17 protein-coding genes, 1 tRNA gene, 1 other RNA gene and 1 pseudogene are annotated in these 22,331 nt (G+C 35.3%); 4 read left to right on the forward strand and 16 right to left on the reverse strand.

The features are described 5' to 3' along the window. Positions 1 to 68 precede the first annotated feature (68 nt). The 10 genes from dnaX to gltB form a co-directional block, all read right to left on the reverse strand. The gene (dnaX, locus tag JQN76_RS01160; protein ID WP_001109057.1) at positions 69 to 1,766 is read right to left on the reverse strand and encodes a DNA polymerase III subunit gamma/tau; all 1,698 of its coding nucleotides are present in this window, start codon (positions 1,764 to 1,766) and stop codon (positions 69 to 71) included. Between the two features lie 68 nt (positions 1,767 to 1,834). Beyond that, positions 1,835 to 2,359 (reverse strand): GNAT family N-acetyltransferase, encoded by a 525-nt coding sequence (locus JQN76_RS01165; protein ID WP_001167828.1) that lies wholly within the window; start codon positions 2,357 to 2,359, stop codon positions 1,835 to 1,837. 137 nt (positions 2,360 to 2,496) lie between these two features. Next, a complete protein-coding gene (locus tag JQN76_RS01170) occupies positions 2,497 to 2,598 on the reverse strand; it encodes a hypothetical protein (protein ID WP_001790661.1) in 102 nt (33 codons plus the stop codon). Between the two features lie 72 nt (positions 2,599 to 2,670). Beyond that, positions 2,671 to 2,940, reverse strand: an RNA gene (gene ffs, locus JQN76_RS01175) — signal recognition particle sRNA large type. A gap of 61 nt (positions 2,941 to 3,001) precedes the next feature. Then, positions 3,002 to 3,730, reverse strand: coding sequence for a trehalose operon repressor (gene treR, locus JQN76_RS01180; protein ID WP_000977611.1), 729 nt, complete (start codon positions 3,728 to 3,730; stop codon positions 3,002 to 3,004). 24 nt (positions 3,731 to 3,754) lie between these two features. Then, a complete protein-coding gene (gene treC, locus JQN76_RS01185; RefSeq protein ID WP_000031494.1) occupies positions 3,755 to 5,395 on the reverse strand; it encodes an alpha,alpha-phosphotrehalase in 1,641 nt (546 codons plus the stop codon). A 63-nt stretch (positions 5,396 to 5,458) separates the two neighbouring features. Beyond that, positions 5,459 to 6,886, reverse strand: a complete 1,428-nt coding sequence (gene treP, locus JQN76_RS01190; RefSeq protein WP_000279375.1) for a PTS system trehalose-specific EIIBC component — start codon at positions 6,884 to 6,886, stop codon at positions 5,459 to 5,461. 470 nt (positions 6,887 to 7,356) lie between these two features. Beyond that, positions 7,357 to 7,449 (reverse strand) — tRNA-Ser (locus tag JQN76_RS01195). Between the two features lie 269 nt (positions 7,450 to 7,718). After that, on the reverse strand, positions 7,719 to 9,182 hold the full coding sequence (locus tag JQN76_RS01200) for a glutamate synthase subunit beta (RefSeq protein WP_000503590.1): 1,464 nt from the start codon (positions 9,180 to 9,182) through the stop codon (positions 7,719 to 7,721). A gap of 17 nt (positions 9,183 to 9,199) precedes the next feature. Beyond that, complete coding sequence (gltB, locus tag JQN76_RS01205; protein ID WP_000551357.1) at positions 9,200 to 13,699, reverse strand: glutamate synthase large subunit; 4,500 nt, start codon at positions 13,697 to 13,699, stop codon at positions 9,200 to 9,202. Between the two features lie 180 nt (positions 13,700 to 13,879). On the opposite strand from gltB, the gene gltC reads away from it, so the two are divergent. The 3 genes from gltC to JQN76_RS01220 all read left to right on the forward strand — a co-directional run bounded on the left by gltC (position 13,880) and on the right by JQN76_RS01220 (position 16,776). Continuing rightward, positions 13,880 to 14,764: a glutamate biosynthesis transcriptional regulator GltC gene (gene gltC / locus JQN76_RS01210; RefSeq protein ID WP_000403916.1), complete on the forward strand. Its 885-nt coding sequence runs from the start codon at positions 13,880 to 13,882 to the stop codon at positions 14,762 to 14,764. A gap of 114 nt (positions 14,765 to 14,878) precedes the next feature. Beyond that, positions 14,879 to 15,997 (forward strand): YibE/F family protein, encoded by a 1,119-nt coding sequence (locus tag JQN76_RS01215; RefSeq protein ID WP_072433527.1) that lies wholly within the window; start codon positions 14,879 to 14,881, stop codon positions 15,995 to 15,997. Beyond that, positions 15,994 to 16,776, forward strand: a complete 783-nt coding sequence (locus JQN76_RS01220) for a YibE/F family protein (protein WP_000994678.1) — start codon at positions 15,994 to 15,996, stop codon at positions 16,774 to 16,776. Before JQN76_RS01215 ends, JQN76_RS01220 begins: the two co-directional genes overlap by 4 nt. 168 nt (positions 16,777 to 16,944) lie before the next feature. On the opposite strand, the gene JQN76_RS01225 is transcribed toward JQN76_RS01220, so the two are convergent. Both JQN76_RS01225 and JQN76_RS01230 read right to left on the reverse strand, forming a co-directional pair. Continuing rightward, complete coding sequence (locus JQN76_RS01225) at positions 16,945 to 17,430, reverse strand: GNAT family N-acetyltransferase (protein ID WP_000183667.1); 486 nt, start codon at positions 17,428 to 17,430, stop codon at positions 16,945 to 16,947. Then, entirely contained in the window at positions 17,420 to 17,815 is a 396-nt protein-coding gene (locus JQN76_RS01230; protein WP_000588530.1) for an NUDIX hydrolase, read from the reverse strand. Before JQN76_RS01230 ends, JQN76_RS01225 begins: the two co-directional genes overlap by 11 nt. 148 nt (positions 17,816 to 17,963) lie before the next feature. On the opposite strand from JQN76_RS01230, the gene JQN76_RS01235 reads away from it, so the two are divergent. Continuing rightward, complete coding sequence (locus tag JQN76_RS01235) at positions 17,964 to 18,233, forward strand: hypothetical protein (protein WP_001129473.1); 270 nt, start codon at positions 17,964 to 17,966, stop codon at positions 18,231 to 18,233. 184 nt (positions 18,234 to 18,417) lie between these two features. On the opposite strand, the gene aaa is transcribed toward JQN76_RS01235, so the two are convergent. The 4 genes and pseudogenes from aaa to JQN76_RS01255 all read right to left on the reverse strand — a co-directional run bounded on the left by aaa (position 18,418) and on the right by JQN76_RS01255 (position 22,321). After that, entirely contained in the window at positions 18,418 to 19,422 is a 1,005-nt protein-coding gene (aaa, locus tag JQN76_RS01240; protein ID WP_001170268.1) for an autolysin/adhesin Aaa, read from the reverse strand. 331 nt (positions 19,423 to 19,753) lie between these two features. Next, positions 19,754 to 20,596, reverse strand: coding sequence for a dipeptide ABC transporter glycylmethionine-binding lipoprotein (gmpC, locus tag JQN76_RS01245; protein ID WP_001836847.1), 843 nt, complete (start codon positions 20,594 to 20,596; stop codon positions 19,754 to 19,756). Between the two features lie 36 nt (positions 20,597 to 20,632). Further along, positions 20,633 to 21,292 (reverse strand): annotated as a pseudogene (locus tag JQN76_RS01250) (methionine ABC transporter permease). Positions 21,293 to 21,295: 3 nt separating this feature from the next. After that, entirely contained in the window at positions 21,296 to 22,321 is a 1,026-nt protein-coding gene (locus JQN76_RS01255) for a methionine ABC transporter ATP-binding protein (RefSeq protein WP_001836843.1), read from the reverse strand. Positions 22,322 to 22,331: the final 10 nt, after the last annotated feature.

The raw sequence follows: 22,331 nt of genomic DNA on the forward strand, positions 1-22,331 counted from the left end.
TCAATAAATATTTATCAATAAAATGATGTTTCTTTCATTATACATACGATTATATCGCTTGTCATGTATCACTCTTCATCTATCACATGTACAGTTTCTTCACCGAAAAGATCTTTTGCTTTTTGAGCAATATCTGTTTGTTGCGCTTGTTGCTTTGGCATATCATCGCCTTCGTTTTTTCGATTTTGTAAATACTCCGTTCGAACTCTTTGCCATTGATCTGATGGTACACCAACAACTTTAACGTTTTTATTAACGATATTACATACAACACTTTCTATACTACTACGTTTCTCGTCGTCTTTATTGACGATTTCACAATGGATCTCTTCCTCAAATTTCACAAGTACGTGATCTTCACTTGCCGCCACAGGTTCCGAATTTTGCAATAAACTAACGAGTGATTTTTTATCATTGTTTTTGGCATGATCAATCACTTCTTGCCAATGATCTTTCAACAATTTGATATCTGCCTTATTCGCTTTATCTAGCACTTTTGCAATTTGTTGCATTGAAAATGCATTTTTAGATTTTTGTATGCCTCTCGCAGGCTTTTTCGAAGATTTTTGAGCAGGAGCGACACTCACTCCTTGTGCTTTTAGTGTTTTTAGTTCTTGCTCTAACTGTTCCATACGTTGCAACAATACATCTGTGTTTGGCGATGAAGCAATTTGTGCTGGTTCAGCTACATTCGCAATCACTTGTGGTTGACCCTTAATCTGCTCAGCTAATTTTACTAACAACACTTCAAAATGAACGTTTTGATTCACACTAAAACGAATCGACACTAATGTATCATTAATAAGATCAATCATTTGATATAACATATCTAATTCTAAGTTCATCAGTGCTCGATACTCAGTATCTTTCTCAGATGTTTTATTCATAATCGTATCTCTGACAAAATAAATCATATCATTTATTAGGCGATTCACTTCTTTACCCTCTGTTATAAACTGATGGTATTTTTTAAAAGATGCTTGTACGTCACCTTGTACAATATCATCAAACAAGTGATCCAACGCTTCATCATGTACGCTACCTGTGACATTCAACGCATCTTGCAATGTTAACGTACCATCACCAAATGCAATAGCCTGATCCATAATACTTAATGCATCACGCATACCCCCTTCAGACGCTTTAGCGATAAATGCCAAGGCTTCATCTTCACATTCAATTTGTTGTGCATCTGCTACAAATTTTAAACGTTCAACAATTTGATTTAGGCTAATTGCTTTAAAATCAAAACGTTGTGCCCTAGAAATGATTGTTGGAGGGATTTTATGTGGTTCTGTCGTTGCCAATATAAAAATAGCGTGTGCTGGAGGTTCTTCTAACGTCTTTAAAAGGGCATTAAAAGCACCTGTTGTTAGCATGTGCACCTCATCTATAATATAAACTTTATATTTCGATTCACTTGGTGCATATTTAACTTTGTCTCTAATATTTCTTATTTCATCAACGCCATTATTACTAGCAGCATCAATTTCTATCACATCTGAATTAGTCCCCTGCGTAATGCCTTTACAAATATGACATTCATTACAAGGTTCTCCATCAGTGCTATTTAAACAGTTGATTGCTTTAGCAAACACTTTGGCAATACTCGTTTTCCCCGTGCCTCTCGGACCACTAAAAATATAAGCATGCGACTGTTTTTCTTTAGAAATCGCATTGCGCAATGTCTTCGTGACATGTTCTTGTCCGACGACATCCTCGAAACTTTGGGGTCTGTACATACGATATAAGGCTTGATAATTCAAGTTAGCACCTCCATAAACAATTACCTCTCATTATAGCATGATAATACCTTTACTTCTTAATTGAACAATTAATAAAAATGTTCTGGAAATTTTACGATTCCGTGTGGTGCATCCGTCAAATTATCCCATAAATATTTTACAAGTAACGGTGCATCACCAGATTCTAATTTAATGTCATGCTCAGCAGCATTTTGATAACCCAACTTTTCAAAGTAGTCAAAACAATGGTCTACAACAACCGTACTATACTCTTGTGCTTTGGCACGCTCTTCTACTGCTTGAACCAAGCCACGACCTAATTTTTGTCCACGTAATTCAGGATGAACTGATAAAGAGGCAATCGCCAAACCATAATACGTCTTATCATCACTATTAATTTCTACTTCAATTAATAAAACGTGTCCAACGACATCGTTATTTTCATTTTTCGCTATTACTTCTAATTCAAAATTATAGCAAGGAGATTTTCTTAAATGTTTTACTTTCGCACGTGCTTGCCAACTCGTTTCAGGATTATCATCAAAACTTTCTTCAATACTATTTAAAGATTTATCATAATCTAACTCTGTTAAAGTACTTAAATATATTTGCATATGTCCTCCGTAGGCATTTGATTGTCAATAATCATAACGTATCTCATTAATAATTCTATTGTAAGATACTCCCCCTCATTTCACCATCATTTCTTTATCATCAAATTATAACTTCTTACTTTTCATTGACACAAAAATCATTCAAACTGCACATCGAGTTCACTTGAATCAAACTTCACATATAAAAAAGCTACTTCCCACAAACATGTTCCACGTATAATACGCTGAATTGTCTTCAAGAAAGTAGCTTCTATAAATAAATATATATTTTCAACTCTTAATAATCGGTTTAATATTTAAAAAATAAAAAACCGTGCACCTAAGCATCGAACGTAATTCACGAACGTAACCAAAGTCGTTAGCTAAATCTCGGCTACCCTACGGCACATATGATGATCCACTTAATGCTGCTTCCGTCAGGACCTGACATGGTTCATGGGTTCATATTGCATAGGACCGAAATCTTCAAACACTACGTGCTTTGGGCAGACTTCGCAAAAATACGGCCTCAACAAAGGAATTAAGCCTCGCATAAAGCGGATTTCGAGTACAGGGAACCGCTACCTCCCCACCTAGCACGGCAAGATATATATTACTATATTTTAATAGTTAATTGCAAGTATAAATCATTTATATCATTGTTTACTTTGTACGACGTCTTGAGAAGTCGTTAAATTTAAATTCATTTGCAAGATGTTTTGAAATATTATATTGAAACGGCATTGTATTTTCTAAATACACAATACTTCGAACTGTTGCTGAATAAGCCACCGATACATCACCAAACAATTGATATGCTTGTTCATCAAACGGTTCAAAAGTAATAGACTTACTTGAATAACTAATATTAAGATTTAATACCTTTTCCAAATAATCATAAATAGAATCACTCGCAACATCATTACCTATATCTGAAACAATCGACTTTAGAAAATAATCTTCATCAACAATCTTCACATGTTGGTTAAGCCGACGAGTTCTAACAATATGAATGAGCGATTCACTAGAATTGATGTTTAAAGCATGTTGAACTTCTGGAACTTCATGCGCTTCAACAACCTCATTCACAACAACTTCAGTTAAATATGCGACGCCCATTTCTTCTTGCATTTCTTTAAAACTAACAAGTTCAGAAAATGGAAACTCTGTAACCTCCTGATAAATGACAAGTGACCCTTTACCATGAATCTTTTGAATCATGCCGTCTAATGCCAACAAATCTAATGCCTTACGCACGGTCTCTCGAGATGACTGGTACAATTGCACCAAATCATGTTCAGACGGAATTTGTTCACCATATTGAATCTGCCCGTTTAGTATATCTTCTTTCAACGCCTCATAAATCTTCATAAACTTCTTTTGCTTCATCATATAAACGCATCCACTCAATTTATTTTACGCGTTTGTTTCGATTACAATTGCACCAAACCCGCTTATCGTATTATTTTCCACTGTGCCTGTTTGAATCACAACACGACCTTCGCTAGCCAATCCTTCTGGCAAATCAACAGCCGATGCTGAGAAATTCGCAATTACTAGCCATTGTTGATTCTTATAATGACGTTCATAAACAAATAAATGATCATGATCCATAAAACGTGGCACAATGTCTCCATACGTAATAATATCATGCGTATGTCTTAATTGTATTAATTTTTGATACGTATAGAAAATAGAATCTTTATTCTGAAGTGCTTGTCTAACGTTGACCTGATGATAATTTTCCGAAATATCAATCCAAGGCTTACCAGCTGTAAATCCAGCATTAACATCATCACTCCATTGCATAGGCGTTCTCGAATTGTCTCGTGACTTCTGTCCTAAAATCGCTAACACATCCGCTTCAGCATGCCCTTCACTTAACAACTGATGGTAGGCATTAATCGATTCAACATCACGATATTGTGCTATTGATGTAAAATGTGGGTCCGTCATACCAATTTCTTCACCTTGGTAAATATATGGCGTCCCTTGCAACATATGCAGTGCGATAGCTAACATTTTAGCACTTTGTATCCTCATCTCTTCCGACGTATCATCACCAAATCTAGACACTACCCGTGGCTGATCATGATTACACCAGAAAATCGCGTTCCATCCGCCACCGTCATAAATACCTCGTTGCCATTGCATCAGAATTTCCTTTAACTTATGAAAATCAAGCTTCGCATTTGTCCACTTTTCACCATCAACATAATCAACCTTTAGATGATGAAAATTAAAAACACTATTCAATTCTTGGCGTTCTGGCTGTGTATACTTAATACAATTTTCAATCGTCGTCGAAGACATTTCTCCTACAGTCATCATGTCAGTGTTACCAAACGTTTGACGATTTAATTCATGCAGAAACTCATGCACTCTAGGACCATCCGTATAAAATTCTTTACCTATTTTGTCAGAGTCCTTAAATTCACCTTTAGAAATTAAGTTAATGACATCAAATCGAAAACCATCAACGCCGAAGTCTATCCAATGATTGACTATGCGATATAACGATTGACGTACTTCCGGATTATCCCAATTTAAATCAGCTTGACTGACATCAAATAAATGTAAATAATATTCATCTGTCTCAGAATCATACTTCCATGCATTACCACCGAATTTAGAATGCCAATTTGTTGGCGGCCCGTCTTCAGATGATCTGAAAAAGTAATAATCTCTATAAGGGTTATCTTTAGATTTACGGGCTTCTTTAAACCATTCATGCTCCGTCGACGTATGATTAATGACAATATCTAACATCACTTTCAAGTCTTTTTGATGCGCAACTTTGATTAACTTTTCAAAATCATCTATCGTTCCAAAGTCTTCATTGATTTCTAAATAATTGCTGATATCATAGCCATTATCATTCATCGGTGATTCATACACTGGTGTTAACCAAATATAATCAACACCCAATAACTTGATATAATCCAATTTTTCTATAATTCCGTTGATATCTCCTATACCATTCCCCGTCGTATCATTAAACGACTTAGGATAAATTTGATATACAACGGATTTTCTCCAATCTATTTCTTTCGACACACAATTACCACCTTATAACGTAATAAAGGACGTCCAAATAACGAACGCCCCTTTTTTATTTTATTAATCTTCAACAATTTCTTTCGCTTTTTGTTTACTAAAATGAGACATCACAATTGTTAGTATACATGGTACAACAATAGCAATAGCTGTCACAATAAGATATACTGGCCAAAATTCTTTTTGAATTGAAATGAATGCTGGCACGCCACCAACACCAACTTTTCCAAGTACGTTATTCATACCAACGATTGCCCCCAATACCCAAGACGTTGATATCGCAGCGATAAATGGATATTTCAAAGGTAAGTTCACACCAAACATAGCTGGTTCAGTAACACCTAACATACCAGAAATACAAGATGTTAATGCCAAGCCTTCTTCTTTAACCATTTTACGACGTTTATAGACAAACCATGCTCCAAATGCTGCAGAGCCCTGACAAATATTGGAAATCGCAACAATTGGCCATAAATACGTACCACCTAAGCTGCTACCCATCAATTGGAAATCTACTGCTAAAAACATATGGTGTAGTCCTGTAATTACAAGTGGTGCATATAACAATCCATATATTGCTCCGCCAAGCCATCCTGCATGTTGGAATATAAATGTAACACCAGATGTAATACCTGTACCAATCAATAATGCAACTGGTCCAATGATAATAAATGCTAAAAATCCAGTAACTAAAAGCGCTACGGGTCCAACGACCAACATTTTTATCGAATCGTGAACGACTTTATTTAATCCTTTTTCAATTTTAGCTAGAACATAAGCTGCAATTAAAACAGGCAACACTTGACCTTGGTAATTCAACTGCTTAATCTCTAAGCCAAATAAGTTCCACGTCGGAATATTCCCTTTTGCCAAATCATACTGAGATACTAATTGCGGATGCATTAAAATCAAACCTAAGACTATGCCTAGAATCGGACTACCACCAAATACACGCATACTACTCCAACCAATTAATGCTGGTAAGAAAATAAATGCCGTACTCGCAATCACATTAATGATGTTTGAAATATCAGCAATTTGCGGATACATCTCAATAAGTGCTTTTGGACCAAATAAACCTTTCATTGTAAGTAAATTATTGATCCCCATTAACAAACCAGCTGTCACAATCGCAGGTAATATTGGTATAAAAATATCCCCTAACAATTTGATCAAACGTTGTACTGGATTCCCTTTTTGCGCAGCTGCTTGTTTCGCTTCATCTTTCGAAGCTTCTTGAGCACCTGTTTCATCAATAAACTGCTTATACACTTCATCGACTGTTCCTGGACCAATGACAATTTGATATTGGTGGTCTGCTTTAAACTGCCCCTTGACCAACGCGTTATTACTTAATGCGTCTTTATCAACTTTACTTTCATCCTTCAGCACTAAACGTAATCGTGTTACACAATGCGTTGCAGCTTCAAGATTTTCTTTTCCCCCAATAGCGGTTACGATGGCTTTTACATCTTCTCTTTTTACAGCCATATATTTCACTCCCTTAATGTCTTAAAACGAGTATAACTTGTCTAGACAAGTTATGTAAAGGCTTTCAACAAAATATTTTTATTTTGTCACAATTATCTGGGATAGCCATTTCAGAAAATCAATGAGCCATAACGACATATGTAGCAATAACTCCTCGCTACAATTGCGTTATTAACAATACCTCACCACGCTCTCACCATTATAAAGTGTAGATGCATGGCCAACTCCTAAATTGAAAAATGCATATCTATAAATAGCAAACTTGTCCACACAAGCCATCCATCATATTTCACAAAACAAAAAAGACATTTAGCTATGTATATTGCACAAGCCAAATGCCCTTCCAATCTCAATGCCTTATCATTTCTATTATCAAAAATTACGAGTCATTCAAAGACAAATAAAAAAGGTAAATACTCAAAATTTGAACACTTACCTTCATTATATATAGTATTTAATATAAATATTGATGGCGGAGGAAGAGGGATTCGAACCCCCGCGAGCCGTTAAGCCCCTGTCGGTTTTCAAGACCGATCCCTTCAGCCGGACTTGGGTATTCCTCCTAAACACAATATTTATCATATATGAACGTTCTGTAAAAGTCAATATTGTTTTTAAGCATTACATGATTACCACAAATCATTGTCTTCCACTACAGTTGACCTATAAAACGAATGTAAAAAATCACTACTTATAATTAATCTATTTGTTGTCTTACAAACCTTTGTTTTTAGGTTACAAAGATGGCATGTGACGTTGATAGATACTAGATTATTTCAAACTCGATTCAGCATGACACAACGTCAACGTAACCACCATTTCCATACAAAGATTATACACAAACTTTACTCGCTAAATACTGATCTACTGCTTTCGCTACGCCTCTACCTTCTTTAATTGCCCATACAACTAAACTTTGACCACGTCTAGCATCTCCAGCAGCAAATACCTTTTCATTATTAGTTTGATAGTTTGTATCATCCGCCACGATTCGATTTCTATCCGTTTTAATGTTAAAAGCATTCGGTACTGTTGGTTCTGTACCTTCGAAGCCGATTGATAATAATACAAGGTCAGCAGGCCAAAATCTTTCAGGTCCTTCTTTCATGACCATACCATTTTCGCCTTGCTCTAAAATTTGAGTATACAAACCACGTATGTGTCCTTTATCGTCAACATCGTAACGCATTGTTTGAACACCATATGCACGTGGTTCCTTACCAAACTTAGCTTCGTACTCTTGGTGCGCATAGTCCATTTTAAACACCGGCATTGCTAAAGGCCATGATGCATTTTCTGTAAATGTAATTGCTTCTGGCAATTTCGTATATTTATTAAATTGAACAATCGATTTACAATTTTCTCTTAATGCTGTCGCTACACAGTCTGCCCCTGTATCACCAGCACCAATGATAATGACATTCTTATCTTTTGCAGTTATTGTAATATCATCAATTTCTCCATTTAACAGCTGCGTTTGTTCAGTTAAATAATCCATAGCGAAATGTATACCATCACCCATGCGTCCTTCTAAAGGTAAATCTCTACCTTTTTGTGCACCAGTACATAATATAATGGCATCATACTCAGATTCTAACGTTGCTTTATCAATATCAACGCCTACTTCAACACCATTAATGAAAGTAATGCCCGCTTCTTCCATTAACTTAATACGACGTCGAACCACATCTTTATCAAGTTTCATATTCGGAATACCATACATTAATAAACCGCCTGATTCTCTAGCACGTTCATAAATAGTTACTTGATACCCTAGTAGATTAAGTTCTTCAGCAGCAGTTAATCCTGCTGGACCGCTTCCAACGATTGCCACTTTTTCATCTCTACGGCGACTCGGAACTTTCGGCGCTACCCAACCATTTTCAAAAGCTTCATCAATAATTGTGCGTTCAATACCTTTAATCGCAATCGATTCTCTATTAATCTTCATCACACAAGCACTTTCGCATGGTGCAGGACATACACGCCCTGTAAAGTCAGGAAAGTTATTTGTTTCGCTTAAGCGTTCATAAGCAGTTTTAAAATCTTGATGATACACTAAGTCGTTCCATTCAGGAATGTAGTTTCCAATTGGACAACCTATTGTTTCCCTACCATACTGTTGTCCGGTTTGACAAAACGGCGTTCCACAATCCATACATCGCGCACCTTGGATAGAGGCATCTTCTTTAGTAAATCGTTGTTGATATGCTTTATGATGCTTCAAACGGTCTACCAGTGATAATTCACCTAAGTACTGTTTGTCATACTTCATAAATCCTTTAAATTCACCCATCGTATCTCCCCCTTTCCTTAATACACAACGGCTGGTTTATGTTTAGCGTCGATTGTTTTACTGTCATCGTAAAATGCAGCTAACATCGCTTCATCTTCATTGTCATGTAATGATTTGTGCAAATGAATTTTTTGCATCATTAATTGATAATCTTTAGGAATAACTTTAACGACGACATCTTCAATGCGATCAAAATGTTTTAACACATGAATCGCTCTCGTACTATTCGTGTGTGACACATGTTCTTCCAGCATTTGCTTAATGAATGCTTTTTCTTCTTGGTGTTTAATCTTTGTAAACGAAAGCGTATCTAGTTGATTATTTTCAACAAAAGCTTCTACATCAGACGGGATAACGTAAGCAATACCACCACTCATACCTTGACCGAAGTTCTTACCTACATCACCTAAATTAATGACATGTCCACCAGTCATGTACTCTAATCCATGGTCACCGATACCTTCAACGACAACATCTACACCACTATTTCTAATACAGAATCTTTCTCCTGCACTACCGTTAATAAATGCCTTACCACCTGTCGCACCATAGAATGAGACGTTACCAGCAATAATTTCATTTTGTCGTTCTTCAAAAGGTGCTTTGACAATGACCGTACCACCAGATAATCCTTTACCAACATAGTCATTCGCATCTCCAGTATGATGAATCATTAAGCCTTTCGGTGCATATGCTGCAAGACTTTGACCAGCATGACCATTCGTATAAACATTAATTGTATTTTCAGGAAGTCCTGCTTCTCCATATTGTTTCGAAATCTCACTACCTGTAATAACTCCTACATCACGTTGTTCATTATTTACTGTAAAGCTACCTGTATAGCGACGCCCTTCAGCAATATACGGCTTCGTTACTTCATATAAATTTGTTAAATCAAATCCATGCTCAAGATTATGATTTTGTTGAATTTCTTTTGTGTTTGGCCCATCGAAAGGACATAACAGTTTTTCAACATCAATACTAGCCGCTTTGCTATTCACTTTTAATGTTGATGATCGTTGTAATAAATCAGTTCTTCCAACTAAGTCTTCTACACGTTTCAAACCTAAAGATGCTAAAATTTCTCTTAATTCTTGTGCAATAAAATGCATAAAATTAACAACATGATGTGCTTTACCTCTATATAAAGCACGTAAATCTTTGTTTTGAGTTGCAACTCCTACTGGACATGTATCTTTATGGCATACACGCATCATAATACAGCCCAACACCACTAATGGTGCAGTTGCAAATCCAAATTCTTCCGCTCCAAGCGCACATGCGTACGCTACATCTTTACCAGTTAATAACTTACCGTCTGTTTCTAACTTAACACGACTTCTTAAGTCATTTAGTTTTAATGTTTGATGTGTTTCTGCTAAACCAATCTCCCAAGGAACACCGGCATGCTGAATACTCGTTTTAGGTGAAGCCCCTGTACCACCATCGTAACCACTGATGACAATTTTATCTGCAAATGCTTTTGCCACCCCAGATGCAATGGTACCAACACCTGTTTTCGAAACTAATTTTACCGCGATATCTGCATCTTTATTCGCATTTTTTAAATCATGTATCAGTTGCGCTAAATCTTCTATTGAATAAATATCATGATGTGGCGGTGGTGAAATCAGACCGATACCTGGCGTTGACCCTCTTGTCTTCGCAATCCACGGATATACCTTAGTACCAGGTAATTGACCACCTTCACCAGGCTTTGCACCTTGCGCAACTTTAATTTGAATTTCTTTGGCATGTTGTAAATAATCACTAGTTACACCAAAACGCCCAGAAGCAACTTGTTTAATCGCACTTACTTTGTTGCTTCCATCAACTTGTACTTCATAACGTTTTGCATCTTCGCCACCTTCACCACTATTACTCTTTCCACCTAATTGGTTCATGGCTTGTGCTAACGTTTCATGTGCTTCCGCTGAAATCGATCCATAACTCATCGCCCCTGTATTAAAGCGTTTGACAATGTCACTTACCGGTTCAACTTGGTCGATGTCAATCGGTGTACATGCTTTAAATTCAAGTAAATGTCTAATGTGATCTGTTCTATTTTTGTTCACCGCTTCAGAGTATGCTTTAAATTGCGCATAGTCATTTTCTTTACATGCGTGCTGCAATAAGAAAATAGATTCCGGATTAAAAGCATGATGTTGACCTTGTTGTCTCCATTGAAATGTACTACCTGATGCAAGATAATTATCATCACTTTGTTGACGTGCTTTATTTTCAGCATCAATTTGATCAATCGAAATACCCGATAACTTAGACTGTGTCCCAGTAAAATAACGATCAATCACATCATGAGACAAGCCAATCGCTTCAAATATTTGTGCACCTTGATAACTTTGCACTGTCGAAATTCCCATCTTAGCCATTACTTTAATGACACCTTCGGACAATACATCCGTATATGTCTTAACATTATCGACAACGGTGCCTTGTAACCCTTCTGTCAATGTCAGTTGTTCAACTGTACGTTGCGCTAGGTATGGCACAATTGCATTCGCGCCATATGCGAGTAAACAAGCAACATGATGCACTTCTCGTGTCTCACCAGATTTAGCGACTAAACTTGTAGACATACGTAAATCTGCTTTAATAAGTAATTGATGCACATGACTTATTGCGAGTAACATCGGCATTGCAAAGCCATTGCTATCAACTAATCCACTGTCATCTAACACTAGAATTTGAGCGCCTTGCTTTACAGCATTCACTGCTTCTCGGCCTAATGCTTCTAACGCATCTTCCAAATCCCCTTCATATACCGTTGATAAATAAGTTAATTTAAAATGTTCCTGATCAATCGCTGCTATGTGTGATTCATTCAATACCGGCCTTTTCAATTGAATACGATCTAAAACCGTTTCGTCAGGTGCTAGTAAGTTACCTTCGCCACCTAAATAAGAAAGTTCACTCGTTACGATTTTTTCACGATACGCATCAATTGGTGGATTCGTAACTTGTGCAAACAGCTGTTTAAAGTAATTAAATAGTGATTCTGGTCGCTCGTTCAACACTGCAATTGGCGCATCATATCCCATTGCACCGATAGGATCCTTCTTACCTTCTACAAGTTCCTGAATATACTTATGAATCTCTTCTTTCGTGTATGCAAACTGACGTTGTAATTTAAATAACGTCTCATCTTTCCATTGCGAATCTTGATATTGTATATTTTCAAAATCAAAGTCAACTTTATGGTTATCAATCCACGCTTTATATGGTAATTCTCCAGCAATCGCACCTTTTAAATCATTATTTTCAATGACTTTATTCTGTTTAAAATCAACAAGCAATAACTTTCCAGGATTCAATTGACCTTTAAAAGCAACATTACTTTCAGGTACGTCCACAACACCCACTTCAGATGAAAAGACAATAAAGTTATCTTTAGTAATCGTATAACGACCTGGACGTAATCCATTTCTATCTGTAAGCGCGCCAAGTTTGTCACCGTTACAGAACGAAATCATTGTAGGACCATCCCACGGTTCCATTAAATAACTATAAAATTCATAAAACGCACGTACATTTGCATCATTCGCTTCATTATATAACCAAGGTTCAGGTATGAGTAGCATCGCTGCCTTTTCTGGCTCCATGGCTAACGATAAGAACTCTAGCGCATTATCTACAATAGCAGAGTCACTACCATCCTCATCGACAATTTGAAACACTTTATGTTGATCCTCGCCAAATAATGTTTCGATTAATTTATGTTGGCGTGCTCGCATCCAGTTTACATTACCTTTAATCGTGTTAATCTCACCATTATGCATTAACATACGGTTAGGATGTGCCCTTTTCCAACTCGGGAATGTATTCGTACTAAATCTCGAATGCACTAACCCTAGCTTTGATTGATATAAATCATCCGATAAATCTGTATATAGTTTTTTAATTTGGTCTGATCGTAACCAACCTTTATATACAATTGTTTTGCGTGATAAGCTCGTAAAATACAATTCTAAATCGCACTGAGTCGAATAGAACTCTAATTGTTTTCTCGCTAAAAACAAACGCTTTTCAACATCTTCAATGTCCCTAATATCAATAAACACTTGTTGAATGACTGGCATCGTATCTGCTACATGTTTAGCAATGGCATCTTTATTAACTGGTACATTACGATAACCAAGAATTGATAACCCTTCGCCTTCAAAATATTTTTTAAAAACTACTTCATGTTCAGAACCTAAAATGCGTTCTTTGGAAAAAAATAACCCCACGGCATATTCACCTTCACCTGGGATATCAAAGTCCGTTACATGTTGTTTGAAAAATGCAAAAGGTATTTCAGTCATAATACCTGCGCCATCACCAGTGATGCCATCTGCGCCGACCCCGCCCCTATGATCTAAGCGTCGCAACATTTCAAGCGATTTATCAATGATGTCGTGAGACCTTTTATTATCCATATTCGCATAAAAACCAATACCACACGCATCATGTTCCTCACGATAGTCATATAAGCCTTTAATTAATTTCTCATTGTGCATGATGCACACCCCTTTTTTAGAATATTCTGATATTAGTTATTAATGATAATTACTATAATCTAAAAAATTTATCTGTTCAATATATAAAATAGAAGATATTCATCTAAAAAATAGAACATTTATCAATAATATTGCTATAATAGTTACAAAACACTCATTTTTGGAGGTGCCTATATCGCTATGGAAATTAAACAATTAAGATATTTTATCGAGGTCGCTAAAAGAGAACATATCTCTGAAACAGCACTTGAACTAAACATTGCTCAATCAGCGATAAGCCGTCAAATTACATTATTAGAACAAGAACTTAATGTGTCTTTATTTAAAAAGCAAGGACGCAATATTACGCTCACATCTGAAGGGAAATTATTATTTAATGAAGCTCTGCGTATTATTGAACATTTAGATAGCACGATTGAACAATTTCAAAGCCATGGATTAACTAAAAATAAAAGTATCTACATTGGCTATGATGAGAGTGACGTATCCCACATGTTACTACCACTTATCCAAACGTTTCATTTACAAAATGATACACATGTCATACCGAGCTTATTAGAACATGACACAATTATAAATAGCGTATTAAATGGGAATATAGACATTGGTTTCACGGAACTTACACCAGAAATACGTAAACACAAACAATTACATATGCTACCTTTATTCGAAGAGCACTATCATTTATATGCGCCTTCAGACGATCCAATTACGATGGCGACACACCCACCATTAATTCAGTTTGAGCATAGTCATATTTATTGCTTGGCACCATTTGCCGAAACTGTAAAAAAACAATTGCGCAAGATTACTAAATCAGATGTATACACAATCAGTAGCCAACCACTTGCGCAGTATCTCCTTCGTCAAAAAGAAGGTTATATCATTTCATCACAAAATATACATTTACCAGAATCTAAATCATGGATAGATATAAAATTAGATCATACTGAATTAAAAAGAACGATATGTGCTATTACAAAGGAGCCTTATACAAAGAGTGATATTGGTATCTTATTAACACTTATTCAGCAATTAATGACTAAAACGTCTACATTCCATTAAGTAATTCGACTTTATCAATGATGATTTTCGTTTTACACTTAGCAGTAATATCTTTGAAAATAAAAAATTAAGGGCGTATAATCACCATATTAATTCATTCATAGAATTGGGGTTTTGTTTTTGAAATATAGAAATTTATTTACAAAGCCATTTAATATAATTTTAGGTTTGTTCTGCATCGCATTCATTGGTGCTATTTTATTTACATTCAATAATGAGAACTTTTACAACAAACCAATTGGTCAAATTATAGATGTCAAACATGTTTCTTCGACACCTACAAAAGATGCACAAAATAATCGTGATATTAAATATAAAAATCAATTAAAAGTCAAAATATTAAATGGTCAATTTGCTGGAGAAACGACGACGATTAATCATCAGTACGTCAAATCGCAAGCAGATTCTGAGGCATTTCGCACACACGAAAAAGTATTATTACATATTTCTAACAAGCCGAGTGATGCTTATATTATAGAAAAGAAGCGTGATACCTTAACGGTTATCATCACTGGTTTGTTCTTATTAACTGTATTATTGGTTGGTCGCAAAGTCGGACTGCAATCGATTTTATCGTTAATCTTGAATTCTATTGCCATATTAATCGCAATTTACATTCATATTCAACATAGCAATATTAATTTATTCTTACTCATGACCATTGCCATGATCTGTTCAACAATACTCACTTTATTGCTCGTTACAGGCTGGCATATGCGTACACTCATTACCATAGCCAGTACAATTATCGGAACTTTTTTGAGTATAGGTTTAACAGAATTAATCATATATATGACAGATGGTAAAGGCATTAAATATGAAACGATGAACTTTTTATCATTACCACCGAAAGATATCTTCCTAGCCTCAGTGTTAATAGGTTCACTTGGCGCTATTATGGATGTTGCAATTACAATTGCTAGTGGTATGCATGAAATTTTACAGCGTACGCCATACATTTCAATGAGGAGATGGGCGCTTGCTGGGCGAAACATCGGCCAAGATATTATGGGAACAATGACTAACATCTTATTATTCTCATATTTATCCGGTGCACTACCTATGTTTTTAATCTTTTTAAAAAATGCAAATACTGTGACTTATACTATTTCGATGAATTGGTCGTTAGAAATTGCGCGCGCACTAACAGGCGGTATAGGTATCGTACTTACAATTCCTATCACAATATTGTTTATGGAAATATTTGAAACATTAAGGAGGGCGAAACAATGAATGCTGTATTTATATTGGCGTTATTGCTCCTCTTTCTGATGATAATTTTCGGAGGTAAAAAGGGATTCATCTCTTATTTAACCCTATTTTTAAATTTCGCTATTTTAATTATTAGTATTGTATTGATTATTTTTGGCGTACCGATTTATGTCGTCACATTCTTTTTCTGCATTATTATTGGCGCTTGTAATTTATTCGTACTCAATAGTTACAATGTTAAAACACAAGCTGCATTTATCAGCACTATCGTTACAACAATATTGTTGATTACACTCATTTATTTATCGGTCTACTTCGGTCATCTACAAGGCTTTTCAACCGAACAACAAGATGAAACATATGTGTATTCAATGAATATTGGCATTGATATGGTTCAATTTATGGTGTTCACTATTATTCTTGCTGTTATTGCAGCTGTGATAGATTTAACGATTACCATTAGTTCACCCATTTATGAATTGCATCAAGTGAATCCAACACTTACGCAATACGAATTATTCCAATCTGGCATGCGTGTTGGTAGAGAAATTTTAGCGACATCTGCGAACACGATTTACCTTGCCTTTTTTGGTGGCCAACTTGCTTTATTTATTTGGTTTTTCAAACTTAAATATTCATTTGGTCATATTATAAACTCTAAAATATTTGCCCAAGAATTTATTTCTATTATTTTAGGCGGTATTGCCGTTGCAATCAGTATTCCGATTACGGCTTGGATTACGGCATTTTTAATAAAAAGACCATCTCGACAGCGCAAAAATGATGAGTCTATCAATTAATCGCAACTAGCAATATAACTTAAGTTAAGCGACCTGTGGATATATGTCAATTGTTCACTAGGTCGCTTTTTACTATAGTAAATTGTCCGATGATCTATAACAAAAAGCACCTTTATTCATCATTAATTGTTGTGGTCGACGATGAGTAAAGATGCTTTTAAATTTAATTTATTTTATAGTTAACGCCATAATATGAACAGGTCTTCCGATGAACATACTATCTTCCATATATTGATATCCTTGTTGGCGATAAAGTGCCATGGCATGTGGATTGTCAGTATTAACCGTTAACACAATCTCATTAATATCCTGAAATGTTGAAGTGATAAATGACGCCAATTTTTCCATTACCACTTTACCTATTCCTCTATTACGATAACGTTGATCAACACTAAATGACCTGAAAAATACTGCATCTTGGTTATCGCTAAATGGTGCGACCCCTTTTCCACGATGTAATGTAAAAAAGGCCACACATTGCCTGCCATCCATTACAACGATGGGATACCTTTCATTATCAGACATTGCAGCTGTAATATTTTCCTCTGGCGTTTTAACAAACTTCAAATCACTTTCACTTAATTGAAAAGCTTCTAACATCGAATAATCTTGTGGGACATAATGTCGTAACATGATGGTGTCATTATTTGTCATGTTTACCACCATACGTTTCAATCCAAACTTTGACAGCAGGCGCAATCAACGCATCATTATCTTTATCAATCCAGCGTATATCCGTAATTTCATTATTGATAGTTACGTTTTCCCAATCGATTTTGGTTAATGCGCGAAATCCATTTAACTCAGTTAACATATCCTGTTGTGGATATGCAGGACCTACAATTGTCCCGATATATTCAATTTCATCCATTGTTAATGTTAAATTTAATTCTTCTTTTACTTCTCTTAACAGCGCTTGTACTCGTGATTCCCCTTCTTCTATTTTACCACCTGGGAAATAATACTTTTCGCGATTCCTTACTTGAACAAGTAATATTTTATCAGCTGTTTCTTCAACTAAACAGACACATTTAATCATCTTTGACACCCCAACTTTGTGAAATCAATTTTTAAAATTATACTGTACAATTATGTTATCATATATGAGTAGTTATAGCGCAAAACGTTAGCAATTCAGCGCACCCAATTTTTCATATAAACAGAAGATACTAGGGGGAATTATTATTATGGCAAAACGTTCCAAATCACAACGTTTATCAAGTTTACTAAATGTCGCAGGTTTCATAGTCGACGGCTACAATGGCTATAAATATCATGCTAAAAATAAAAAATTAGTATATCTTTCATTAGGTTTAAGCACTGTAGGAACCGTGTTAGACTTTTACATTTCAATTAAGTCACCACGTAAGTTCAAAAAAGCAGTGGCAGTTGTTACTTTAATAACAAACGGTGCTAGATTATTTACAAGCATTCGCAAAGTAAAGCATGAATACTAATTCAGAAAAGGATTGGTCGAACATAGAACATGAAGTTCATTCGACCAATCCTTTTTCTTATACAAAAATTCCTATTACAACAATCACGACTTTGATAGCCCCGCCATAAAGTTTAGGATTCAATCCAACTTTTCAGCTTGTGAAATGTAATAGGAATTCATTATATATTTATATACGTAAGACTTTAGTGAATATATCTATAATTATTTACTTGGTAAGCTGGTACCGTTCTGTAAGTTAAAATACCTGGTGCAGCTGAATAGTTCATTTCTGAAACTAAAATACTACCATCGTTATTTACACGTTCTACAAACATAACATGACCATAGTAACCTACATCTGTTTGAGCGATAGAACCTACAGTAGGTCTATTGTCGATAGTGTAACCATCTGCTGCCGCTGCGTTATCCCAGTTATTAGCATTCCACCAATAAGTACTAATACCTTTACCAATTTCAGCACGACGATTAAATACATGATATGTACATTGACCCCATGTATATAAGTTTTGGTGACTGAATACTGGTGTATTGTAACCTCTATTCGTAGTTGTTGCAGATCCTGAGTTCGTAGATACATTACCAGTTACTTTCAATTTTTGACCCGGATATATAAAGAAATTATTTAAGCCATTTAAGCTCATAATTTTTTGATAAGTTGTACCATATTTTGATGCGATTAATGACAATGAGTCACCTGCTTGTACTGTATAGTATGATCCGCCACCTGAGTTCGTTGATGGACGGCTACTATTGCTCGCAGCGTTACTTGAGCTAGCAGTACCTGATACTTTTAATTTTTGACCTGGATAAATAAAGAAATTATTTAAACCATTAAGTCGCATAATGTTTTGGTAAGTTGTACCATATTTTGATGCGATTAATGATAATGAGTCGCCTGCTTGTACTGTGTAGTATGATCCGCCACCTGAGTTCGTTGATGGACGGCTACTATTACTCGTAGAATTACTTGAGCCAGATACTTTTAGTACTTGGTTTGGGAAAATTAGATTAGATGTTAAATTGTTTAATGACTTTAATTTAGCAATCGAAATCCCATACTTATTTGAAATTGCCCACACTGATTCACCCGGTTTTACTGTGTGAGTTGTAGCCGCATTTGCTTGAGTTGCCGCAACAGCGCTAATCGCGCTTGTCCCAATAATAGCTGCAATTACTTTTTTTTGCACTTTAAAATCCTCCTCTTGCTTAACTTTCCTAACATTCTTTTATCCGAATTTATGAATACTACATCATTATACGATTTTATTATGTATAATAGGTTGATGTTTGATGACATTATGATTACAAAAAAATCATATACTGTATCATCAAATTTTATAATTACCCCTTAAAATTATTACAACTTATTAGATTTTACAATATCTAAATTATTACAATTTCATAATATTTCACTATAAAATGATTACAATCCCTTTCTCTATTGGAAATAATTTTATTGTCAAACAATAACGCCCTACAAACATAAGCATGACCTTTGCTTGTAGGACGCAATATAATTTATTTTGCTAATGACGTTTCTATTGCCTTAATCTCATCTTTAGATAAATTAACAGGTTTCTCTCCATCTTTGACATCTTCCTGCAACGCTTTTTGAGCTTCTTTTGAATGATACAATTCTACGATTTTAGCATATGTTTTGTTATCCAAGTCTTTGTCATTAACTGCAACAATATTAATATATGGCTTTACAGCATCTGAATTTGATTTTTCTAAAAATATCGGATCATTTTTAGGATCTTTACCCGCTTTAGTTGCTACACCATTATTAATAACTGCAATATCGACATCAGATAAAGCACGCGCAGTTTGTTGTGCATCTACTGCAGTAATTTTTAAATGTTTTGGATTTGACGTTATATCTTTCACTGTACCTGCTAATCCGAAATCTTTTTTCAGTTTTATTAAACCAGCTGCTTCTAATAGTTTAAGAGCACGTGCTTGGTTTGATACATCATTTGGAATGACAACTTTAGCACCATCTTTAACCTTTTTGATATCTTTAATTTTATCTGAGTAAATGCCCAACGGTGCTAAAACTGTTGTACTTAATCCTGAAATCTTTGTTCCTTTATGTGCCTTCTTATACTGATCTAAAAATGCAAAATGTTGGAATGCATTCATATCAATATCACCATCGTTTAATGCTTTATTCGGTAAATTGTAATCGGAAAAGTGCTTAATCTCCACATCAATATCATCTTTTTTAGCTAATTCTTTAACCTTCTCCCAAGCCTTAGTGTCATTTGATGCGACACCAATTGTTACTTTTTTATCATTGTTACTACCACACGCTGCTAATAATACAAGTGCTACGATAACTAACCCAATCAATCTTTTCATTTTATCAATTCCTTTCAAAATCTTCACTATATATCATTAATGTCTACGTATGAATCTAGCTAGGACATTCCCTAGCGTTTGAATCACTTGGACAATAATGACTAATACAATAACGGTAATAATAATGACCGTCGTATCAAATCTTTGATAACCTTACACTAAAGCTAAGTCTCCTATACCACCACCGCCAACAGCTCCTGCCATCGCCGTACTTCCAATAAGTCCAATAATCGCAGTGGTAATTGCTAATACTAATGAACCTAACGCTTCAGGAATTAAAAAATATCTAATGATTTGTAGTGGTGAAGCGCCCATCGCTTTCGCCGCTTCAATAATCCCCTCGTCTACTTCTAATAATGAGTTTTCAACAAGTCTTGCAATGTAAGGTGCCACATATACTGTTAAAGGCACGATGGCAGCAGTCGTACCAATTGAAGTACCTACTACTAATTTTGTGAATGGCACAATCGCAATTAACAAAATAATAAATGGTAGTGACCTTAAAATATTGATTAAAGGATTTAAAACTTGATGTATCACTATATTGGGCCATATGCCTTGTTTTCGAGTAATTACCAATAAGACACCTAATGGAATACCAATCACTGCTCCTAAAAATAAAGCAATAGATACCATATATAGCGTTTCGTATAATGCTTGCACTAACTGTGCACTGTCTAAATCAGAACCAAACATATGTTAATGCACCTCCTCAAATTGAATATTTTTCTCTTTGAAATATTGATTTATTGCCGTGTCATCAAATTGTAGATCTATATTAAATCGAAGCCACATATAACATACGGTGTTACCTTGTATTTCTGACATAGATGAAAATAAAATTTTAACCTCTCTGCCACAAATTTGAATCAAGTCATTTATAATCGGTTGTGTCACCTGAGTTTCCTCGACGAAGATTTTATAATCTTTAAAATCGCCAACTTGTTCGTCATTCAATCGACGAATCAATGATGTACTTGGCTCAGTCTGTATAACTGTAGACACAAAATTTTGAGCAATCGTCGTTTTAGAATGACTAAACACCTCTTTAACAGTTCCTGTTTCAACCACTTGACCCTTTTCCATTACAGCAACACGATTACAAATGTCTTTAATAACGCGCATTTCATGTGTAATCATCATAATTGTAATGCCAAAGGTTTGATTGACATTCTTTAATAACGTCAATATCGAAGCAGTCGTTGCTGGATCCAATGCGCTTGTTGCTTCATCGCATAGGAGTATTTTCGGATTAGTAACAAGCGCTCTTGCAATAGCCACCCTTTGCTTCTGCCCACCAGATAATTCATCAGGAAATTGGTCTTTTTTATCACTCAATCCTACAAATTCAAGCATTTCCGTTACTCGTTGCTTAATTTCTGTTTTGCTTTTCTTACTTAAAATGAGTGGCATTGCTACATTTTTAAATACGGTAGCTGAATTTAATAAATTGAAATGCTGAAATATCATACCGATATCTTTCTTAATATCCCTCATCATTTTATCGCTATAATTCGTAATATCATGTCCATCTACAATCACTTGTCCATTCGAGGCAGCTTCAAGATGATTCACGAGTCTTACCAACGTACTTTTTCCTGCACCACTATATCCAATCACACCAAAAATATCATTGCGATTGACCGTAAATGATACGTCCTTCAAAGCATCTATTTTTTGCTTCTTTTTATTAAAGGTCTTACTTACCTGTCGAAACTCAATCATGCAAAGCCCC

This window comes from Staphylococcus sp. SM3655 (genome assembly GCF_016917315.1).
Classification (GTDB): domain Bacteria; phylum Bacillota; class Bacilli; order Staphylococcales; family Staphylococcaceae; genus Staphylococcus; species Staphylococcus aureus.